Source organism: Ensifer sp. SL37, from assembly GCF_026672675.1.
Classification (GTDB): Bacteria; Pseudomonadota; Alphaproteobacteria; order Rhizobiales; family Rhizobiaceae; genus Ensifer; species Ensifer adhaerens.
In genome coordinates this window covers 251,995-269,777 of record NZ_JAPPRN010000006.1, presented here as the reverse complement: position 1 = coordinate 269,777, position 17,783 = coordinate 251,995, and the positions used below count along the sequence as shown (strand labels likewise).

Genomic DNA, 17,783 nt, shown 5'->3' with positions numbered 1-17,783 from the left:
CTTTCCACCATACTGACTGCAGGGCGGCGCGGGCATATCGTGCCCATGCCGCAGCCGGCCGGCGACGGAAAGGTCAACGCAAACTCCTTCGCCGGGCGTCCGGTGAAAGGAGTTCAGTGATGGTGGGCAGTGCGATCCGCGGCCTGGCATTGGTCGCCCTCTTGGCGGCGGGCGTGGCGGCGCGTCCCGTTCCCGCGATCTCCCAGGCTCCGGTCAATTGTGCCGACCGGTCCGAGGTGATCGCGTTTCTGACGCGGCAATATCAAGAGAAGCAGGCGGCAACCGCGCTGATCAACCAGCAGGCGATCATGGAGATCTACGCTGCCGACAACGGCAGCTGGACGCTGATCGTCACCGACGTCAATGGGCGAAGCTGCGTCATCCTTGCCGGCAAGAGCTGGGAAACCCTGCCACCCTTGCCGATACCGAAAGCCTAGCTTCTTGGGGCTGAGAGGGCGCAGCCGCTCCTGTCAGAGCGACCGGCCGACGCTCGAATAGCTGAAGCCGTGCTTCACCACCTCGTCCTCGCGGTAAATGTTCCTGAGGTCGACGAGAATGGGCGTCTTCATCACGGTCTTGAGCCGGCGGAAGTCAAGCGCCCGGAACTCGTTCCATTCGGTAACGATGACCAGCGCATCGGCTTCGTTGGCGGCCTCGTAGGGGTCGCTGGCGTAGTCGATCCCGTCGATCACCTTCTTCGCGTTTTCCATGCCCTCCGGGTCATAGCCGATGACATGGGCGCCAGCGTCCTGCAGCGTCTGGACGACCACGATCGCCGGGCTGTCGCGCATGTCGTCGGTGTTGGGCTTGAAAGTGAGGCCGAGGATCGCGATCTTGCGGCCGCGCACGTCCCCGCCGGCCGCTGCGATGACCTTGCGGCCCATGGCCCGCTTGCGGTTGTCGTTGACGGCCACCGTCGTCTCGACCAGTCGCACCGGGCTGTCATAATCCTGCGCGGTCTTCACCAGCGCCAAGGTGTCCTTCGGGAAGCACGATCCGCCGTAACCTGGACCGGCATGCAGGAATTTCGAGCCGATTCGGCCATCGAGGCCGATGCCGCGGGCGACATCCTGGACATTGGCACCGACCCGCTCGCAGAGATCCGCCATCTCGTTGATGAAGGTGATCTTCATCGCGAGGAACGCATTGCCGGCATATTTGATCAGCTCGGAGGTGCGGCGCGAGGTGAAGACCAGCGGCGACTGGTTGAGATAGAGCGGACGATAGACCTCGGTCATCACGTCCCGCGCCCGCGCGTCGTCGCCCGAAAGGCCGATGACGATGCGGTCGGGCCGCTTGAAGTCCTCGATCGCGGCACCCTCGCGCAGGAATTCCGGGTTGGAAACGACGGCGAAATCGGCGTCCGGATTGGTTTCGCGGATGATGCGCTCGACCTCGTCGCCGGTGCCGACCGGAACGGTCGATTTCGTCACGATCACGGTGAACCCCTTGAGGTTCTCGGCAATCTCGCGCGCAGCCGCATGCACATAGGAAAGGTCGGCATGGCCGTCACCGCGCCGTGACGGCGTGCCGACCGCAATGAAGATGACATCGCTGTCGGCGACGGCGGCAACGAGATCAGTCGTGAAGGTAAGGCGGCCCGAAGCGACGTTGCTGGCCACCAACTGGTCCAGGCCGGGTTCGAAGATCGGAATGCGCCCCTGCATCAAGGCGTCGATCTTGCTCTCATCCTTGTCGAGACAAACGACGTCGTGACCGAAGTCCGCAAAACACACGCCGGAAACAAGGCCAACATAGCCGGCGCCGATCATCGTGATTTTCATAGGCTCTTTCCCTTGTTGTGTTCCACAGCGAACTCAGTTCATAGAACGTGCAATTGCGTATTTTTGCAATTGCTTATGCGCTCAGGTTCACACCCATTTATGCTCGATTGCGCTTAAAGCAAGCCGTCCCGCCAGCAGAATAATCCGTGGGGAGTAGCTGGTGAGCGGCTCACCGGTTCGCGTTGTAGTAATCCTTGTACCAGGCAGCGAAGCGCGCCACGCCCTCTTCGACAGAAAGCGAGGGTTTGAAATTGGTCAGCGCTTCGAGAAGGTCGGGGGAGGCGTAGGTGCGGGGCACATCGCCCTGCTGCATCGGCAGCATGTTGCGCACCGCCGGCTTGCCGACCGCCTTCTCGACCGTTTCGACGAAGGTCATCAGTTCGACCGGCTGCCCGCCGCCGATATTGACCACGCGGAAAGGCCCCTGGCGCGAGAGCGTGTCCTCGGCCTTTTCCTCCGGCACGCGGTTTTCTTCCGCCGGCGCCACATGGGAAAGCCGGAGAATGCCCTCGACCAGGTCGTCGATATAGGTGAAGTCGCGGCTCATGCGGCCTTCGCCATAAATATCGATCGGCTGTCCCTTGTGGATGGCATCGACGAACTTGAACAGGGCCATGTCGGGCCGCCCCCAGGGGCCGTAGACCGTGAAGAAGCGGAAGGCAGTGGTCGGCACCTTGTAGAGATGGGCATAGCTGTGCGCCATCAACTCCATCGACTTCTTGGTGGCGGCATAGAGCGTCATCGGCTCGTCGGCACGGTCGGTTTCGGCAAACGGGATTTTTTCATTGGCGCCGTAGATCGAGGAGGTCGAGGCCAGCATCAGGTGCTTAGGGTTAAGCTCCCGCGCCAGTTCCAGCATGTTCCAGGAGCCGACCAGGTTGGAATCCACATAGGCCTTCGGGTTTTCGAGGCTGTAGCGCACACCCGCCTGGGCGGCGAGGTGGATGATGACTTCGGGTTCGGCGAGCTCGGCCGCCCGGCGCAGCGCGTCTCTGTCCTCAAGCATGCCGACGACGGGCTTGAAGCCGTTCGAGCGAGCGAGGATCGCGTGCCGATTCTCTTTCAGCGTAACGTCGTAATAGGGGGTCATCCCGTCGAAGCCGACAACGAAATGCCCTTCGTCGATCAGCCGCTTGGCGAGGTGAAAGCCGATGAAGCCTGCGGTGCCGGTGATGAGGTAGCGCACGACGATGTCCCCAATTTACGTATCGGCCGTTCATACGAAGAAAGCCGATCGATTGAAAGCCGAAACCATCGGTCTGGTTACCGGTCGAGGTCCTGTTGCAGGGCGGACAGCACCGACATCGCATGGCCGGCATACTGGCTGATCCAGCGATCATGGATCGCCTGGATCGGCAATGCGTTCAGATGGTTCCAGCGTTCACGCCCCTCGCGGCGGACGAGTACGAGCTCGGCCTGCTCAAGGACTTTCAGGTGCTGCATGACCGTACAGCGGTCGAGATTGCTGAAGCGCTCGCAGAGCATGCCGGTGGTCTGCGGCTCCTGGCGCATGGCGTCGAGCATCTGCCGGCGCAGCCCGTTGGCGAGCGCCTTGAATACCAGGTCGTCTTTCGAATCGGTTGACATGTTATGTTTCTATAACATACTCTTGTTGGCCCCGACAGGAGGAATACGCCATGCCCTTTGAATTTCGTGTGAACGGACGGATCGGCCGCCCTGTCGCCCAGGTTTTTGATGCGGTCGTCAATCCGGACCAGCTCAGCCGCTACTTCGTGACGCTCGGCGGCATCAGCGGGCCGCTGGTGGCCGGCGCAACCGTGACCTGGTGGGGCGAGGTGCCGATCCAGGTGGAGGTGGTCGAGCCCAACGAGCGTATCGTCTTTTGCTGGGGCGCCATGGTCGCCGAGGGCGAGGATGCCTACCAGACCCGTGTGGAGATGCGCTTCCAGCCGCTGGAGGATGGCGCCACGATGGTGACGATCGCCGAAACCGGCTGGCGCGAGAACGCGCAGGGGCAGAAGAGCTCCTACGTCAACTGCGAGGGCTGGTCGCAGATGCTCGCCTGTATGAAGGCCTGGCTCGAATACGGCATCAACCTGCGCGACGGCTATTACCTCAGCGAACTCTCAGGCAAGCCGGCGCTCGAGCCGCAGGCCTAGCCGGACGGTCGTCTGCAGTGCGGCGCCGACTTGAGCGACGGGCGTTAATGTGCCTGAATGCGCCGGGCGTCACTGAGGCGCGCCCGGCTGAGCATTCGGCGTCTCAATACATCGGAGGAAGGCCGCCATTGGCGGCGCTCGCCATGGGAATGCCGCCGGCCGGCTCCGTCATCGGCGGTTCGGCCTGCAGCACGACGACGCGCGAATCGACCGGTACGCGGCTGTAGAGGTCGATGATATCGGGATTGAAGAGACGGATGCAGCCGCTGGACACGGCCTTGCCGATCGACCAGGCCTCGGTCGTGCCGTGGATGCGGAACAGCGTGTCGCGGTTGCCCTGGAATAGATAGAGCGCGCGGGGGCCAAGCGGGTTGCGCACGCCCGGCTCCATGCCGCCGGCAAGCGGGCCGTAACGTTCCGGCTCGCGCGCCACCATCTCTTGCGTAGGCGTCCAGCGCGGCCATTCGGCCTTGCGCGCGATCCGCGCTTCACCTTCGAACTCAAGGCCGGCCTTGCCGACGCCGATGCCGTAGCGCATCGCCATGCCGCCATCCTGCACGAGGTAGAGGAAGCGGTTCTGGGTATCGATCACGATCGTGCCCGGCGGCTCATGCGTCTGGTAGGCGACCTGCTGGCGCAGATAGCGCTTGTCGACCTTGCTGATGTCGATGGCATCCAGCGGGAACTTTTCGTTCGGCAGCGGGCCGTACATCGCCACGTAGTATGGATCCGGTCCCTTCGGTTTGGCTGGGCCCGACGTGGTAACGCAGCTTGCGAGCGTCGAGGTGGCGAGAAGAAGGGCGAAGAGCTGCGCCAGGCGGCCGGCGTTGTTCCGGGACACACACATAATAAGATATCTGATCCTGCTGATTGTCATTTTCGGGCGGGAGACACGGCTTTTGCCGCCCTTCCGTTCTAATGTCAAAGACGGCGTCGGGGCGGCGACAGCATGTCGCAAATGGGGCAACCATTAGGTGTGGCCGAAAGGCTACAGTCGGCAATGGCGTTTTGCTTCCGCAAGACAGCTTGATCCGCTTTCGACCACGGGTGTATGCCATAGCCATGCAATGGAGCGATCAGGCCATCATTCTCGGGATCCGGCGGCACGGCGAAAGCTCGGCCATCGTCGAGGTCATGAGCGAAACCCACGGCCGGCATCTCGGCATGGTGCGCTCGGGGCGTTCGCGCACGATGCAGCCGGTGCTGCAGCCGGGCAACTCGGTGGAGGTCACCTGGCGCGCCCGGCTCGACGAGCACATGGGCGAATTCCGGATCGAACCGGTGGAGCTGCGGGCCGCCCGGCTGATGGAAACGGCAACCTCGGTCTATGGTATCCAGGCGCTCGGCGCTCTCCTTAGGCTGCTTCCCGAGCGCGACCCGCATCCGCATCTCTATGAGGCGCTGGCCGTCATCGTCGACCATCTGGCCGATCCCGCCGACGCCGGCGAATTGTTCGTCCGTTTCGAACTCGCAGTCCTCAACGACCTCGGCTTCGGGCTCGATCTCACCGAATGCGTTGCAACCGGCGCTCGTACCGAACTCGTCTATGTCTCGCCGAAATCGGGCAGGGCGGTCTGCCGGGAGGCCGGAGAGCGTTATGCCGACCGCATGTTGGCGTTGCCGGACTTCCTTTCGGCCGAAGCGCGAAGGGCTGCGGATCACGACAGCCTCGCCGCCGCCTTCCGCCTGACCGCCTTCTTCCTCCACCGCCATGTCTATGAGCCGCGCGGTCTCGACGTTTCTTCCGCCCGCGACGGTTTCGTCCATGCGGCGCTGAAGGCGCTGAAAGCGCAATCCTCAGCCGCCTGATTCCCAGGAGTTATCGATGTACCAAGAGCTTTATCCCGGCATGTCCGTATCCGGCGTCGGCGTGCTGTCGCTCGACCGCGTCGCCCGCGATGGCGGTCTCAAGGCAATGCAGGATCTTTTGAGCGGCGAGCTGCCGGCGCCGCCGATGTCGAAGACGCTGAAGTTCGGGTTGAGCGAAGTCGAGGAGGGTCGGGTGGTCTTCAAGGGGCTGCCGACCGAGGAACACCTCAATCCGCTTGGCACAGTGCATGGCGGATGGACGGCAACGATCATGGATTCGGCCCTCGGCTGCGCTGTCTTCACCACCGTCAAACCTGGGGAGGCCTATACGACGGTCGAGTTCAAGGTGAACCTCGTGCGGCCGCTACTGCCCGATATGGGCGAGGTCTTCTGCGAGGGGCGCATCGTGCATCGTGGCCGCACCATCGCGACCTCCGAAGCCTGGCTGCGCGACCGTAACGGCAAGTTGCTCGCCCACGGCACCGAAACCTGCGCCATCTTCCCGATCGACAATCTCAGGCGTTAAAGCAATTCCAGGAAAAGTGCGAAGCGGTTTTCCGCCCGGAATAGCGTCACTTCAAGCTGAGCAATTCCAGGAAAAGTGCGAAGCGGTTTTCCGCCCGGAATTGCGTCGGTCAAGCAATGTCGGAAGCAAGAAACGCCGCGCAGAATGGCGCGGCGTTCCTCTTTGTAATAGCAGTCCTGATCAGCCGATGCGGCCGCCGCCCTGCTTCGTTACGGCGACGACAGCCGGGCGTACCGGCATGTCGTCCTGGAAGTCCGGCCAGCGGGTGGCCGGCGTCTCGTAAGTTGCAAGGCCGGCGTCGCCCGGGTGCTGGACGGCGAGGAAAAATGTGTCCGAGGTCGGGTTGAAGCAGGGGCCGCACATTTCGGCGCCGACCGGCACGCGGAAGAAGAGCTTCGACGTGCCGCGGGCGGCGCCGTCCGTGTCGATCGCCCAGATACCGTCGGTGCGGCCGGTGTCCTTCTCGTTGTTGCCGTCGGTCGATACCCAGAGGCGGCCATCGGTGTCGATGGCGCAATTGTCGGGCATGCCGAACCAGCCGTTCTTGGTGGTGGCGGTCGAGAACGAAGCGCCGACCTCGGCAACGCTCGGATCGCCGCACTTCAAGAGAACGTCCCAGCGGCTCTTCAGCGACGCGAAGTCGCCGTCGGTCTCGGTGATCTCGACGATGTGGCCGAAGGCGTTCTTGGCGCGCGGGTTGGCCGCGTCGACTTCTTCGGCCTTGCGCTTGGTGTTGTTGGTCAGCATCACGTAGACCTTGCCCGTCTTCGGGTTCGGCTGAACGTCTTCCGGACGGTCCATCTTGGTGGCACCGAGCGCGTCGGAGGCAAGACGGGTGTTGATCAGCACGTCCGCCTGCGAGGCAAAGCCGTTGGCTTCGGTCAGCGGGCCTTCGCCGTGCGTCAGCGGCATCCAGGTGACGGAGCCGTCTTCGTCGAACTTGGCGACATAGAGCGTGCCCTCGTCGAAGAGGTCCATGTTGGCGGCGCGATCGTCAGGGTTGAAAGTGCCCTTGGTCACGAACTTGTAGACATAGTCGTAGCGCTCGTCGTCGCCGGAATAGAGCACGACGCGGCCGTCCTTGTTGACGATCGATTCGCAGCCTTCGTGCTTGAAACGGCCGAGGGCTGTGCGCTTCTTCGGCACTGACGTCGGATCAAGCGCGTCGACCTCGACGATCCAGCCGAAGCGATTGGCTTCGTTCGGCTCTTTGGAGACGTCGAAACGGTCGTAGAAGGACGCCCATTCATACTGGCCGCCCGGTGCGCCCAGCCGCTTCAGCTGCTTGTATTCCGGATGGTTCTCGGCAATCTCGCCGCCGAAATAGCCGTTGAAGTTTTCTTCGGCCATCATGTAGGTGCCCCAGGCGGTGACGCCGCCGGCGCAGTTGTTGAGCGTGCCGAACACCTTTTTTCCGGTCGGGTCGGACGGCGTCTTCAGGCGGTCGTGACCGGCGGCCGGGCCGGTGATCTGCATCTCGGTGTTGACGGTGATGCGACGGTTGTTCTTGCCGTCGAGAACCGGCTGCCACTTGCCGTCGACCTTGCGGATCTCGATGATCGTGCCGCCATGTGCGGCCATCTCGATGTCGACCAGCTCCTTGCTGTATTCGCCGAGAACGACCTTCTCTTCCTCGACTTCCTTGCCGTCCTTCGTCACCTTTTCCTTCACGACGCTGGCGAAGGCCGGGAACATCAGTTCGGCATTGGTGTATTCGTGGTTGACGACGAGCAGGCCGTGGTCGGCGCTGCCGTCGAGCGGGATGAAGCCAACATAGTCGTTGTTGTAGCCGAACAGCTTTTCCTGGGCAGCGGCCGTCTGGTTCTTCGGGTCGAACTCCGGGCTGTCGGCGAAGATCTTGTCGCCCCAGCGAAGCAGGACGTCGGCATCGTAACCTTCGGCCACATGGTGCTTTTCGTCGACGCCGGCTTCGATCTCGGTAAAGTCGAAGCGCGAACCCTCCTCGGCGCGTGCCTCTTCGGCGGTCAGGAGAGCGAGCGGGCTGACGGTGGTCGAGATCGCGGCAACTGCCAGCGAGCCGCCGATGAACGACCGGCGCGAGAAGCGGCGGTGGATGATGTCGCCCATCGTCGGATTGGCGGAACAGTTGTGGCCGACATCTTCCAGCTCTTCCCTGCGTTCCGTCAGCGTCTTGAATTCGGTCTCTTCCGTCTGGGCGAGATGCTTGTCCATGATCGGGTCTCCTGGTTGAACGATGGAAACCACCGCGCAAGGCAGCGGTGTTCATCCGCCTGTACCAGCTGCCCCATGACAGTTCTGCGACATTTCCGTGAAGAGATTACAGCGCTCGGCCGTCTATAGATTTGGCGCTTGCATAAAAGTCTGTATGGTTGCGCGCGCCGGCGATTGCGACTGCCAGGGGAAAGTATGTTCGAACTTATTGCTTTAGCTGCCTTTATTCTGGCCCTGTCCGCCTATCTCGGCAACCGAAGGACGACCGAGCGTCTTGGTGCCGAACTCGCCGCCCTCAAGGCGGAGGTCGTGGCGCTGAAGGCCGCTCCGGGGGGAGGCGCCCCGGCTGAAACGGCGACCGAGGCGTTTGCGGCTGCGGACGAGTTGTCGGCCATGTCGGAGACGCCGGAGCCAGAGACGCTGGACGATGCCGCTGCCGCCTTCTCGGCCAGTGCGCGCGAGGGCGCGCGGATTTTCGGCGATGCGGAAGGAGCCGCGGCCAAAATCGAGGGCGAGGAGACGATCGCTGCCAGCACGGAAGCACCGCAGCCGGTCGCAACCGTACCCCGTCAGACCGAAAGCCTGGAAAGTCGCCTCGGCGCCCGTTGGGCCGTCTGGGTTGGCGGCATCGCGTTGGCGCTCGGCGGCGTCTTCATGGTCAAGTATTCAATCGATGCCGGGCTGTTGAGCCCGGCGGTTCGCCTGACGCTTGCTGCCTTGTTCGGCCTCCTGCTGATGGCGGCAGGCGAGGTCATCCGTCGGCGCGCGGTGCCCGTGATCGCCAACGAATTCCAGAACGCCATGATCCCCGGCATCCTGACGGCGGCCGGTGCCGTCACCCTCTTCGGGGTCGCCTATGCCGCCTATGGCATCTACGACTATATCGGCACGGGCACGGCCTTCGTTCTCCTGGCGGCGATTTCGCTCGCCACGGTTGGTCTGTCGCTGCTGCATGGGCAGGCGCTCGCTGGCCTCGGCCTGCTTGCCTCGCTGATCACGCCGGCGCTGGTTTCGAGCAACGAACCGCGCCCCTGGGTTCTTTTCGGCTTCCTCGCGATCGTTTGGCTCGCGACCCTGCTTGCATCGCGGCTGCGCCGATGGACCGTAGTGCCGACGCTTGCCAATGTTGGCATAGGGCTCTGGGGCCTTGCCTATGTCGCTGCGGCATCGCCCTTCGAAGCACGGCCGGTCGCTTTCGTCCTACTTGTGATGATCGCCGGCATCGGACTTATCTGGCCTGCCGCCATCGAACGGGAGCCAGTGGCAGAAGCGCGCGAAGTGCGTGATGCGACTGAAGGGTCCGAAATGCTGGAGCCGACCGAAGCGACAACCCGACCCCGGGCCGTCGTCGGGCCATGGGAACGCCTGTTCGTTCCACCGCACGCGGCAATCTCCATTTCGGCCGCGATCGTCGTCACCATGCTTGCGCTCCTCCTCATCAGCCCGGCAGTCTATGCGGTCCGCTTTCCGGTGGCGGAGTTTGCAGTTGTCGTTGCGGCGCTGGCGGCGTTGGGCGCCTGGCGGACAACGGCAGTCTATCCCGCCGTGCTTTCAGCGGTCGGCGCTGTTGCTGGCGTCTGGAGCCTGACGGCGCTGAGCGGCGTGCTCGCCTATCTCGATCCCTCGCTGGCCGACGCTCTTCCGGCAGTCGTCCTGCCCGGGCGCACCGCGATGATCACCGCAATGCTGCTTGCGGCGCTGTTCGTCGCACTCGGCGGTTTCGTGCTGTCGCGCCGGCTCGTCGCCCATCCGCAATATTCGACACTCTGGGCGGGCATCGCCGCGGTCGTTCCGGTCGCGCTCGTCGCGATGTCGTTCCTGATGACCGGCAACTATTCCTTCGACCTGCCGCACGGCCTGTTCTCGCTCGTCGCCGGGGCGGCGCTGTTGGCGCTTGCGGACTGGCTCTACCGCCGCGAAAGCGAGGCGATGGCGCGCGATACGGCGGCCGGCTTGCTGGTGGCCGGCTCCTTCACCTTTCTCGTGCTTGCCCTCCACGCCTGGACGGACGGGCTGGTCACGACGCTTGCGATCGCCGTGCTCGGCACGGCCTATGCGCTCGCCACGCGGATCCGCACCTGGCCGATTCTTCCGTGGATGACTGGTGCAGCGGCCGTCGTCGTACTCGGGCGCATCGCCTGGGAGCCGACGATCGTCGGTGCCGGCAATCTCGGCACTACGCCCGTCTTCAATGCGCTGCTGCCGGGCTACGGCATTCCCGCCGTGCTGCTTGCAGGCTCCGCCTATTTCCTGAGATCCTGGCCAGGCACGCGCGTGCGCAACCTGCTGCAGGCGCTTGCCAGCCTTTTCGTGCTGTTGACGCTCGCGATCCTGGTGCGCCATGCGATGAACGGCGGCGTGCTCGACAGCGCGGTGCCGACCCTCGGCGAGCAGTCGATCTACACGCTGCTGGCAATCGGCGCCTCGGCGATCTTCATGAGCCTCGACATGAAATCACCGAGCCCGGTCTTCCGCTACGGCGGCATGGGCCTCGGCGTGCTCTCGATGCTGTCGGTGCTTTCGGCGCATCTCCTCGGCCTCAACCCCTATTTCAGCGGCGAACTGCTGGGGCGCATCCCGTTCTTCGACCTGCTGTTGATCGGTTACCTGTTACCGGGGCTCGGCTATGCGGGGCTCGCCTGGTATGCACGCGACAAGCGGCCCTTGCCCTATGTCATGGCACTTGCGGTCAGCGGCGCGGTGCTTGCTTTCGCCTGGGCGAGCCTCACGGTCCGCCGTGTCTGGCAGGGGGAAAACATCGCGGACTGGAAGGGCTTTCTGCAGGGCGAGACCTACACCTATTCGGTCGTCTGGCTGCTGCTCGGCGTGCTGCTGCTGGTGCTCGGCTCGCGCTTCCATGCCAAGAGCATCCGCATCGCGTCGGCCGTTCTGGTCTTCGTTGCCGTGCTGAAGGTGTTCCTGATCGACATGTCCAACCTCGAAGGTTTCCTGCGGGCTCTGTCCTTCATCGGCCTTGGCGGGGTATTGATCGGGATAGGGCTCTTCTACCAGAAGATCTTGTCCGGCGTTGGCGCTGCACCGACGGCGCCGGCAAAGCCTGCCGAACAGCAATAGGACATCATGACAGAGATTTCGAAACTCGCGGCCGCCTTCGCGCCGCATGAGGAACTTGCGGCGGCGTTGCTGCCGCATGCCTTCGCCGCCGATGACGGCTCGCACGATGCCGCACATCTGATCCGTGTCTGGAAGAATGCCGCCCGCATCCAGGCGGAGGAGGGCAGTGAGGCGCGTTTGCTCGCCGCCGCGGTGCTGCTGCATGACTGCGTCTCGGTCGAGAAGAACTCGCCCCTGCGCACGCAGGCATCACGACTGGCGGCCGAAAAGGCGACGGGCATTCTGAAAGATCTCGGTTGGGGCACGGATGAGATTGCCGCGGTGGCGCACGCCATCCTGACGCACAGCTTCTCGGCGAACATCCCGCCGGAAACCCTGGAGGCGAAGATCCTTCAGGATGCCGATCGGCTGGATGCGATCGGCATGGTCGGCGCTGCCCGCTGCTTCTACATCGCCGGGCGCATGGGCAGCGGCCTTTACGACCCGCTCGATCCGTTGGCTGAGGCGCGGGCGCTCGATGACAAGGCCTTCGCCATCGATCATTTCGAGACCAAGCTCTTCCGGCTCGCTGACGGGTTCAAGACCGAGGCCGGCCGCCGTCTGGCTCACGAGCGTGAGCAGCGGCTACGCGACGTGCTCGCCATGATGCTGGATGAAATCTAGTTGCCGGGAAGGGCGTGGGGCGCTTTTCTGCGAGCGATTGTGCCGCGTCGATTGCACCGGAACATTTCTCCGTTTCCATCAAACCGAGAAATGATCTAGGCCTTTCAACGGATTGCAGCCGCCCGGTGAATCGGATCGTCAGGCGCTTGAATCAGTTTTTGAAGATGGAAGGAACTGTCCATGAAGGTGACCGGCCTCAACATTCATCCGCTGAAGAGCGGTCGCGCGATTGCCCGCGAGACGGTCTCGGTCAATCTCGACGGCGTCGAGGGTGACCGGCGTTTCATGCTGATCCAGCCGGATGGGCGCTTTATCACCCAGCGCGAACTGCAGACATTGGCGCAGGTTGAGGCGAGCCATATCGATGGCGGCCTGCACCTGAGGATGGGTGAGCGGGAGATCTCCGTCCGCTTCGATCCGGACCGTCGTCTGAACGTCGTCGTTTGGGGCAGCGAGGTCGATGCCGCCGTGTCGGATGAAACGACGGATGAGGTTCTGTCCTCATGGTTCGGCCGCCCGGTGAGGCTCGCCCATATGGACGCCTCGGCCGAACGGCTCGTCGGCGCCGAATGGGCAGGAGCGGCTGCACCCGTCGGCTTTGCCGATGGCTTTCCGATCCTGATCACGACCACGGGTTCGCTTACCGATCTCAACCGGACGCTCGCCGAAAAGGGCCAGGAACCGGTCGGCATGGAACGGTTCCGCACCAACATCCTCGTCGACTGCGATGACGCCTGGGAGGAGGATTTCTGGGAGAGCGTCGAGATCGGCGGCATCCGCTTCGATCTCGTCAAACCCTGCTCGCGCTGCATCATGACGACCCAGGACCAGATCACCGGCGAGCGCATCGGCGGCAATCCGATCCAGGGGTTGGCGGAGAAGCGCATGTCGGCCGACCGCCGCGTGACCGGCGTGCTCTTCGGCTGGAATGCGGTGCCGCGCAGCGAAGGCACCGTGAAGCTCGGCGATGAGGTCAAGATCATCGGCCGACGCGGCGAGCGCTGGCCGATGAAGGTGCGTGCTTCGGCTTAGTTCAGAAGCAATTCCGGACGGAAACGATCTCACCCGTTTCTCGGTATCAAGCCCAGGGCGTGATACCGAGAAGCTTGGCGCCCAGATCCGAAAGGCTGGCGGCGGAGGCGTTGTGCTTTTCCCATTCGCGCGGGTCGCCGGGAAAGGCGTCGCGCTTCGGATGGTCGAGCTCGCGCCACAGGCGCACCCGTTCCTCGCGCTCGGCGACATTGCCCCATTCTGCCGGATGCATCGAAATGTACTGCGCCATGCGCACGCGGCCATCGGAATGATTGGGTCGCACGCCGTGGGCCAGCAGGCTGTTGAAGATCATCAGGTCGCCGGCCTCCATCTCGATGTTGACGGTCGAAAGACCGGTCATGTCGGGGTGCATCGGGTCGCGGTCGGCGCTTTGAGTCTTCTCCCAGCTTTCGAAGTTTTCGAACAGTTCCGGCACGCATTGGAAGCCGCCGACGTCGCCGTCCTGCTTCTTGAGGCTGAGCACGCCCTGAACGCCGATCGGCAGCGGCCGGATTGAGGTGTCGACGTCCCAATGTATGAAGCCGTTGGGGTTGCCCTTCACCTTCTTCGGTGGGTTGAGGTTGGCGCGGTCGATCGTCACCCACAGGTCCTCGCGGTCCCAGATGTCGACGAAGGCGCCGTAGATGCGCGGCTCCTGGCGGTTGTCCCAGAGATACTGGTGATTGTAGATCTCCAGCATGCCGGTGTTGTTGAGTTCCTTCATCTTGTGCTCGCGTCGCTGCGGCGCATACCAGGTCGAAGGGTCGGCCGGATCCTTTTCGTCGAAGCGCCAGAGCAACTCGACGAGCCGCTCGACATTGGTCGCCGGTACCGCCTGACGGACGATGACGTAGCCCTTGGTGATCCAGTGCTGCCAGTCCGCTTCCGAAAGCACGCGCAGAGGCAGCCGCTTCCGGATGTCCTTCAGTTGAATATCGAGATGGGCCGCCGTCGGGTGACTGTCTCTGAGTGGCTGCATGGGGATCTCCTCGCCTGGCAGGTTTGATTGGTGATGGAGAAAACCTAGCCCTTTCAACGGTGCCGCTGTTGCACGCAGCCTGCCAGCATTGATACTATTCTGGCTTCCATGGAGCGAATGGTGCAACATGAAGGCTGTTTTGCAGAAGATCTCGAGGCCGACCAATGCCTCATCAATCTTGCTCGACCGCCGGCTCGACGATGCCATCCCGTTCCAATGGCACCATCATCCCGAGTTCGAATTGACGCTGACGCTCAACTCGCGCGGCCAGCGCTTCATCGGAGACCATATCGGCGCCTATGAGGACGGCGATCTCGTGCTGGTCGGCTCCAACCTGCCGCACACCTGGCACTCCGCCGGCAAGGTCGACGAGGCCGAACCGCACGTGGCGCTGGTGCTCTGGTTCCATCCGGAATGGGTGGAGCGCCTGGAGGAGGGCTTCGTCGAACTCGCCGGCGTCAAGGCGATGTTCGAGCGTTCGGCTCCAGGGTTGCAGTTCACGCCGGAAGTGGCCACCCGCGTGCGGCCGCTGTTCGAAGGGTTGCGCCGGTTGGCGCCGGAGGAGCGCCTGCCGGACGTCCTGTCGATGCTGACGATCCTGGCGCGCGAGCAGGCGGTAACACCACTGTCGAGCCGGGTCGTCACGCCATCAGGCCGATCGGTCGACCGCGGCCGCCTCGACCGGGTGCTCGACCATATCCACCTGCATTACGCCGAAAACCCGTCGATGGACGAACTCGCGGATCTGGCCGCGCTCAGCCTTTCCGGCCTGCACCGCCTGTTCCTGCGCCACCTCAACATGCCGGTCTCGGAATATCTGATGCGCCTGCGGATCGGCGAGGCCTGCGCGCTGCTCAGTGGTTCGGCGCGTTCGATCGCTCATGTCGCCGATGCCGTCGGCTATCGTTCGCTTGCCAACTTCAATCGCCAGTTCAAGGCGGCCAAGGGCATGACGCCGAGAGCGTTTCGCGACCGGTTCCGCAGCGCCGCTTGATCAAGGCATCAATTCCGGTGATTGCGGCGTCAATTTAATTGGCTTTTATCTGTTTTAGCAGCCGCCTAGGATCGCGCTCCATCAATCGGAGAGATTCCATGTCCGCTGTTTCCGGAGCATCCGCGCCGTCCAGTGCCCGTCAGGAGATGCCCTGGCTGATCATTGCGGCCGGCTCGGTCGTCGCGATGCTCACCTTCGGCCCGCGCTCGGCGATGGGCTTCTTCCAGCTGCCGATGCTCGCCGATACGGGCTGGGACAGGACGACCTTCGGCCTTGCCATGGCATTGCAGAACCTCTGCTGGGGCCTGAGCCAGCCCTTCTTCGGCGCGATCGCGGACAAGTTCGGAACGTGGCGCGTGCTCGCCATGTCGGGCCTTCTCTACGCTGCAGGGCTCTTCATCATGGCCTTCGCCAACGCGCCGATCTGGCTGCACATCGGCGGCGGAGTGCTCGTCGGCATGGCGGTGGGCTCCGGCTCCTTCGGCATCCTGCTCTCCGCCTTTGCCCGCAACGTCACGCCGCATCAGCGGTCGCTCGCCTTCGGCATCTGCACGGCGGCGGGCTCGGCCGGCATGTTCCTGTTCGCGCCCCTGAGCCAGGGGCTGATCTCGGCCTATGGCTGGTCGGACAGCCTGGTCTATCTCGGCGTCCTCATGCTGGTCGTGCCGTTCTTCGCGATCCCACTGCGCGGCAACGCGTCCTCCGGCCGCCAGAGCGAGGCGCAATTCAAGCAGTCGATCGGCGAGGCGCTGAAGGAGGCACTTGGCCACAAGAGCTACCTGCTCCTGGTTTCCGGCTTCTTCGTTTGCGGCTACCAGGTTGCCTTCATCACCGCGCACTTCCCGGCTTACATCGGCGATATCGGCATCGACGCGCGCTATGCGGTGATCGCGCTGGCACTCATCGGCTTCTTCAACATTATCGGCTCTCTGTCGGCGGGCTTCATCGCCCAGCGCTACTCGAAACCCTATTTCCTGGCGCTGATCTATATCGCGCGCTCGGTGGCGGTGACGGCCTTCCTGCTGCTGCCGCAGACGCCGACCTCAGTCATCGTCTTCGCCATCGTTATGGGCCTGCTCTGGCTTTCGACCGTGCCGCCGACCAATGCGCTGGTCGCGATCATGTTCGGTACGCGCCACCTCGGCCTGCTCGGCGGCATCGTCTTCCTGTCGCACCAGGTCGGCTCGTTCCTGGGTGTGTGGATGGGCGGCTACCTCTACGACCACTTCGGTTCCTACGATCCGGTGTGGTGGCTCGGTGTAGCCCTCGGCGTCTTCGCTGCAATCGTCCACTGGCCGATCGAGGAGAAGGGCGTGGCACGGCCGGCGATGGCCTGATCGCGAAGCAAAATCAGAAGCGCCGCGAAAAGCGGCGCTTCTATTCTTGAATTCTGTCACAAAACTTTCTAAATCAACCCATGCGGCTTTGCCGCTTTTGTTTTGGTTCAATTATGCTCATATTGAGCATAATTGAAAACCCGCCCAGGAAGAGGGGCGGAGAGGAGATGTCGATGACGCGCCTTGCACCCCGCACTGCGGCCGTGGCGAAACCGGTTTTTGTCAGCGCCGCTGAGCGCTTCGGCATCATCGAAAGGCCCGAGCTTGCCTTTACGCCGGCGATCGCGCGCGAAACCGAGCATCTCTACGAGAAGGTCAAGGATTTCATCCCGGCGATCGAGTGGCCGGTCTACGCGCCCTATGTGCACGCCATCAACCGGCTGAAGAAGGAGCGTAACGCGGTCATCCTCGCGCATAACTATCAGACGCCGGATATCTTCCACTGTGTCGCCGACATCGTCGGCGACTCGCTGCAGCTCGCGCGCGATGCTGCCAAAGTCGATGCGGAAATTATCATCCAGTGCGGCGTGCACTTCATGGCCGAAACGTCGAAGTTGCTGAGTCCGGAAAAGACCGTGCTGATCCCCGACGCCAAGGCAGGCTGCTCGCTGTCGGAATCGATCACCGGCGCCGATGTCCGCCTTCTGAAGCAGCGCTACCCCGGCGTTCCCGTCGTCACCTACGTCAACACGTCTGCCGACGTGAAAGCCGAGACCGACATCTGCTGCACCTCGTCGAACGTGCTCGATGTCGTCGAGAGCCTGGAATCCGACACGGTTCTCTGCATTCCCGACGAATACCTGGCGATGAACGTCGCGCGCCAGACCAACAAGAAGATCCTGACCTGGAAGGGCCACTGCGAGGTGCACGAGCGCTTCACGGCCGCCGAGTTGCTCGCCTACAAGGAAGCCAATCCGGGTATCGAGATCATCGGTCATCCGGAATGCCACCCGGACGTGATCGCCGTCTGCGACTTCGCCGGCTCGACCTCCGGCATGATCAACTACGTCAAGGACAATCGCCCGTCGAAGGTGCTGCTCGTTACCGAGTGCTCGATGGCGTCGAACATCCAGGCCGAGATCGAAGGCGTCGAGTTCGTCAAGCCGTGCAACCTCTGTCCGCACATGAAGCGCATCACGCTGCCGAAGATCCTCGACAGCCTGCTGACCATGACGGAGGAGGTTCTCGTCGATCCTGATATCGCCGATCGCGCCCGCCTTGCGGTCGAGCGCATGGTGAACCTCAAGCAGTAACAATTTCCGCCGGGTCAT

The 17,783-nt window shown here is 63.2% G+C and carries 16 protein-coding genes; 10 read left to right on the top strand and 6 right to left on the bottom strand.

Features of this window, described 5'->3' with window-relative positions; all coding sequences use genetic code 11:
• The first annotated feature begins 119 nt into the window (after positions 1-119).
• Positions 120-437, top strand: a complete 318-nt coding sequence (locus OVA00_RS13405) for a hypothetical protein (protein WP_034804097.1) — start codon at positions 120-122, stop codon at positions 435-437.
• Between the two features lie 33 nt (positions 438-470).
• Here the strand turns inward: OVA00_RS13405 and rkpK are convergent, their stop codons facing one another.
• The 3 genes from rkpK to OVA00_RS13390 all read right to left on the bottom strand — a co-directional run bounded on the left by rkpK (position 471) and on the right by OVA00_RS13390 (position 3,371).
• Complete coding sequence (gene rkpK / locus OVA00_RS13400) at positions 471-1,784, bottom strand: UDP-glucose 6-dehydrogenase (protein ID WP_060522103.1); 1,314 nt, start codon at positions 1,782-1,784, stop codon at positions 471-473.
• A 169-nt stretch (positions 1,785-1,953) separates the two neighbouring features.
• Positions 1,954-2,970, bottom strand: a complete 1,017-nt coding sequence (locus tag OVA00_RS13395) for an NAD-dependent epimerase (RefSeq protein ID WP_060522104.1) — start codon at positions 2,968-2,970, stop codon at positions 1,954-1,956.
• Positions 2,971-3,047: 77 nt separating this feature from the next.
• Positions 3,048-3,371 (bottom strand): ArsR/SmtB family transcription factor, encoded by a 324-nt coding sequence (locus OVA00_RS13390; RefSeq protein ID WP_034804089.1) that lies wholly within the window; start codon positions 3,369-3,371, stop codon positions 3,048-3,050.
• Positions 3,372-3,421: 50 nt separating this feature from the next.
• Here OVA00_RS13390 and OVA00_RS13385 point away from each other — a divergent pair, with 50 nt between their 5' ends.
• Positions 3,422-3,904 carry an SRPBCC domain-containing protein gene (locus OVA00_RS13385; protein ID WP_034804086.1) on the top strand — a complete coding sequence of 161 codons (483 nt, stop codon included), beginning with the start codon at positions 3,422-3,424 and terminating at the stop codon, positions 3,902-3,904.
• A gap of 103 nt (positions 3,905-4,007) precedes the next feature.
• On the opposite strand, the gene OVA00_RS13380 is transcribed toward OVA00_RS13385, so the two are convergent.
• Positions 4,008-4,751 carry a L,D-transpeptidase gene (locus tag OVA00_RS13380; RefSeq protein WP_113294230.1) on the bottom strand — a complete coding sequence of 248 codons (744 nt, stop codon included), beginning with the start codon at positions 4,749-4,751 and terminating at the stop codon, positions 4,008-4,010.
• A 215-nt stretch (positions 4,752-4,966) separates the two neighbouring features.
• Between OVA00_RS13380 and recO the strand changes: the two genes are divergently transcribed.
• Together recO and OVA00_RS13370 are read left to right on the top strand one after the other, a co-directional pair.
• On the top strand, positions 4,967-5,713 hold the full coding sequence (recO, locus tag OVA00_RS13375) for a DNA repair protein RecO (RefSeq protein WP_034804316.1): 747 nt from the start codon (positions 4,967-4,969) through the stop codon (positions 5,711-5,713).
• A 16-nt stretch (positions 5,714-5,729) separates the two neighbouring features.
• Complete coding sequence (locus OVA00_RS13370) at positions 5,730-6,239, top strand: PaaI family thioesterase (RefSeq protein ID WP_034804064.1); 510 nt, start codon at positions 5,730-5,732, stop codon at positions 6,237-6,239.
• A 180-nt stretch (positions 6,240-6,419) separates the two neighbouring features.
• On the opposite strand, the gene OVA00_RS13365 is transcribed toward OVA00_RS13370, so the two are convergent.
• Positions 6,420-8,432 carry a PhoX family protein gene (locus OVA00_RS13365; RefSeq protein WP_268089112.1) on the bottom strand — a complete coding sequence of 671 codons (2,013 nt, stop codon included), beginning with the start codon at positions 8,430-8,432 and terminating at the stop codon, positions 6,420-6,422.
• Positions 8,433-8,627: 195 nt separating this feature from the next.
• Between OVA00_RS13365 and OVA00_RS13360 the strand changes: the two genes are divergently transcribed.
• From OVA00_RS13360 to OVA00_RS13350, 3 genes are all read left to right on the top strand, one after another.
• Positions 8,628-11,507: a DUF2339 domain-containing protein gene (locus OVA00_RS13360; RefSeq protein WP_268089111.1), complete on the top strand. Its 2,880-nt coding sequence runs from the start codon at positions 8,628-8,630 to the stop codon at positions 11,505-11,507.
• 6 nt (positions 11,508-11,513) lie between these two features.
• Positions 11,514-12,170, top strand: a complete 657-nt coding sequence (locus OVA00_RS13355) for an HD domain-containing protein (RefSeq protein ID WP_034804057.1) — start codon at positions 11,514-11,516, stop codon at positions 12,168-12,170.
• A gap of 180 nt (positions 12,171-12,350) precedes the next feature.
• Positions 12,351-13,202, top strand: coding sequence for an MOSC domain-containing protein (locus tag OVA00_RS13350; protein ID WP_268089110.1), 852 nt, complete (start codon positions 12,351-12,353; stop codon positions 13,200-13,202).
• Positions 13,203-13,248: 46 nt separating this feature from the next.
• Here the strand turns inward: OVA00_RS13350 and OVA00_RS13345 are convergent, their stop codons facing one another.
• The gene (locus OVA00_RS13345) at positions 13,249-14,181 is read right to left on the bottom strand and encodes a phytanoyl-CoA dioxygenase family protein (RefSeq protein ID WP_268089109.1); all 933 of its coding nucleotides are present in this window, start codon (positions 14,179-14,181) and stop codon (positions 13,249-13,251) included.
• A 127-nt stretch (positions 14,182-14,308) separates the two neighbouring features.
• Between OVA00_RS13345 and OVA00_RS13340 the strand changes: the two genes are divergently transcribed.
• The 3 genes from OVA00_RS13340 (at position 14,309) to nadA (ending at position 17,765) form a co-directional block, all read left to right on the top strand.
• Complete coding sequence (locus OVA00_RS13340) at positions 14,309-15,175, top strand: helix-turn-helix domain-containing protein (RefSeq protein ID WP_034804048.1); 867 nt, start codon at positions 14,309-14,311, stop codon at positions 15,173-15,175.
• Between the two features lie 98 nt (positions 15,176-15,273).
• Positions 15,274-16,512 (top strand): MFS transporter, encoded by a 1,239-nt coding sequence (locus OVA00_RS13335; RefSeq protein WP_034804045.1) that lies wholly within the window; start codon positions 15,274-15,276, stop codon positions 16,510-16,512.
• Positions 16,513-16,685: 173 nt separating this feature from the next.
• Positions 16,686-17,765 carry a quinolinate synthase NadA gene (nadA, locus tag OVA00_RS13330; protein WP_034804309.1) on the top strand — a complete coding sequence of 360 codons (1,080 nt, stop codon included), beginning with the start codon at positions 16,686-16,688 and terminating at the stop codon, positions 17,763-17,765.
• Positions 17,766-17,783: the final 18 nt, after the last annotated feature.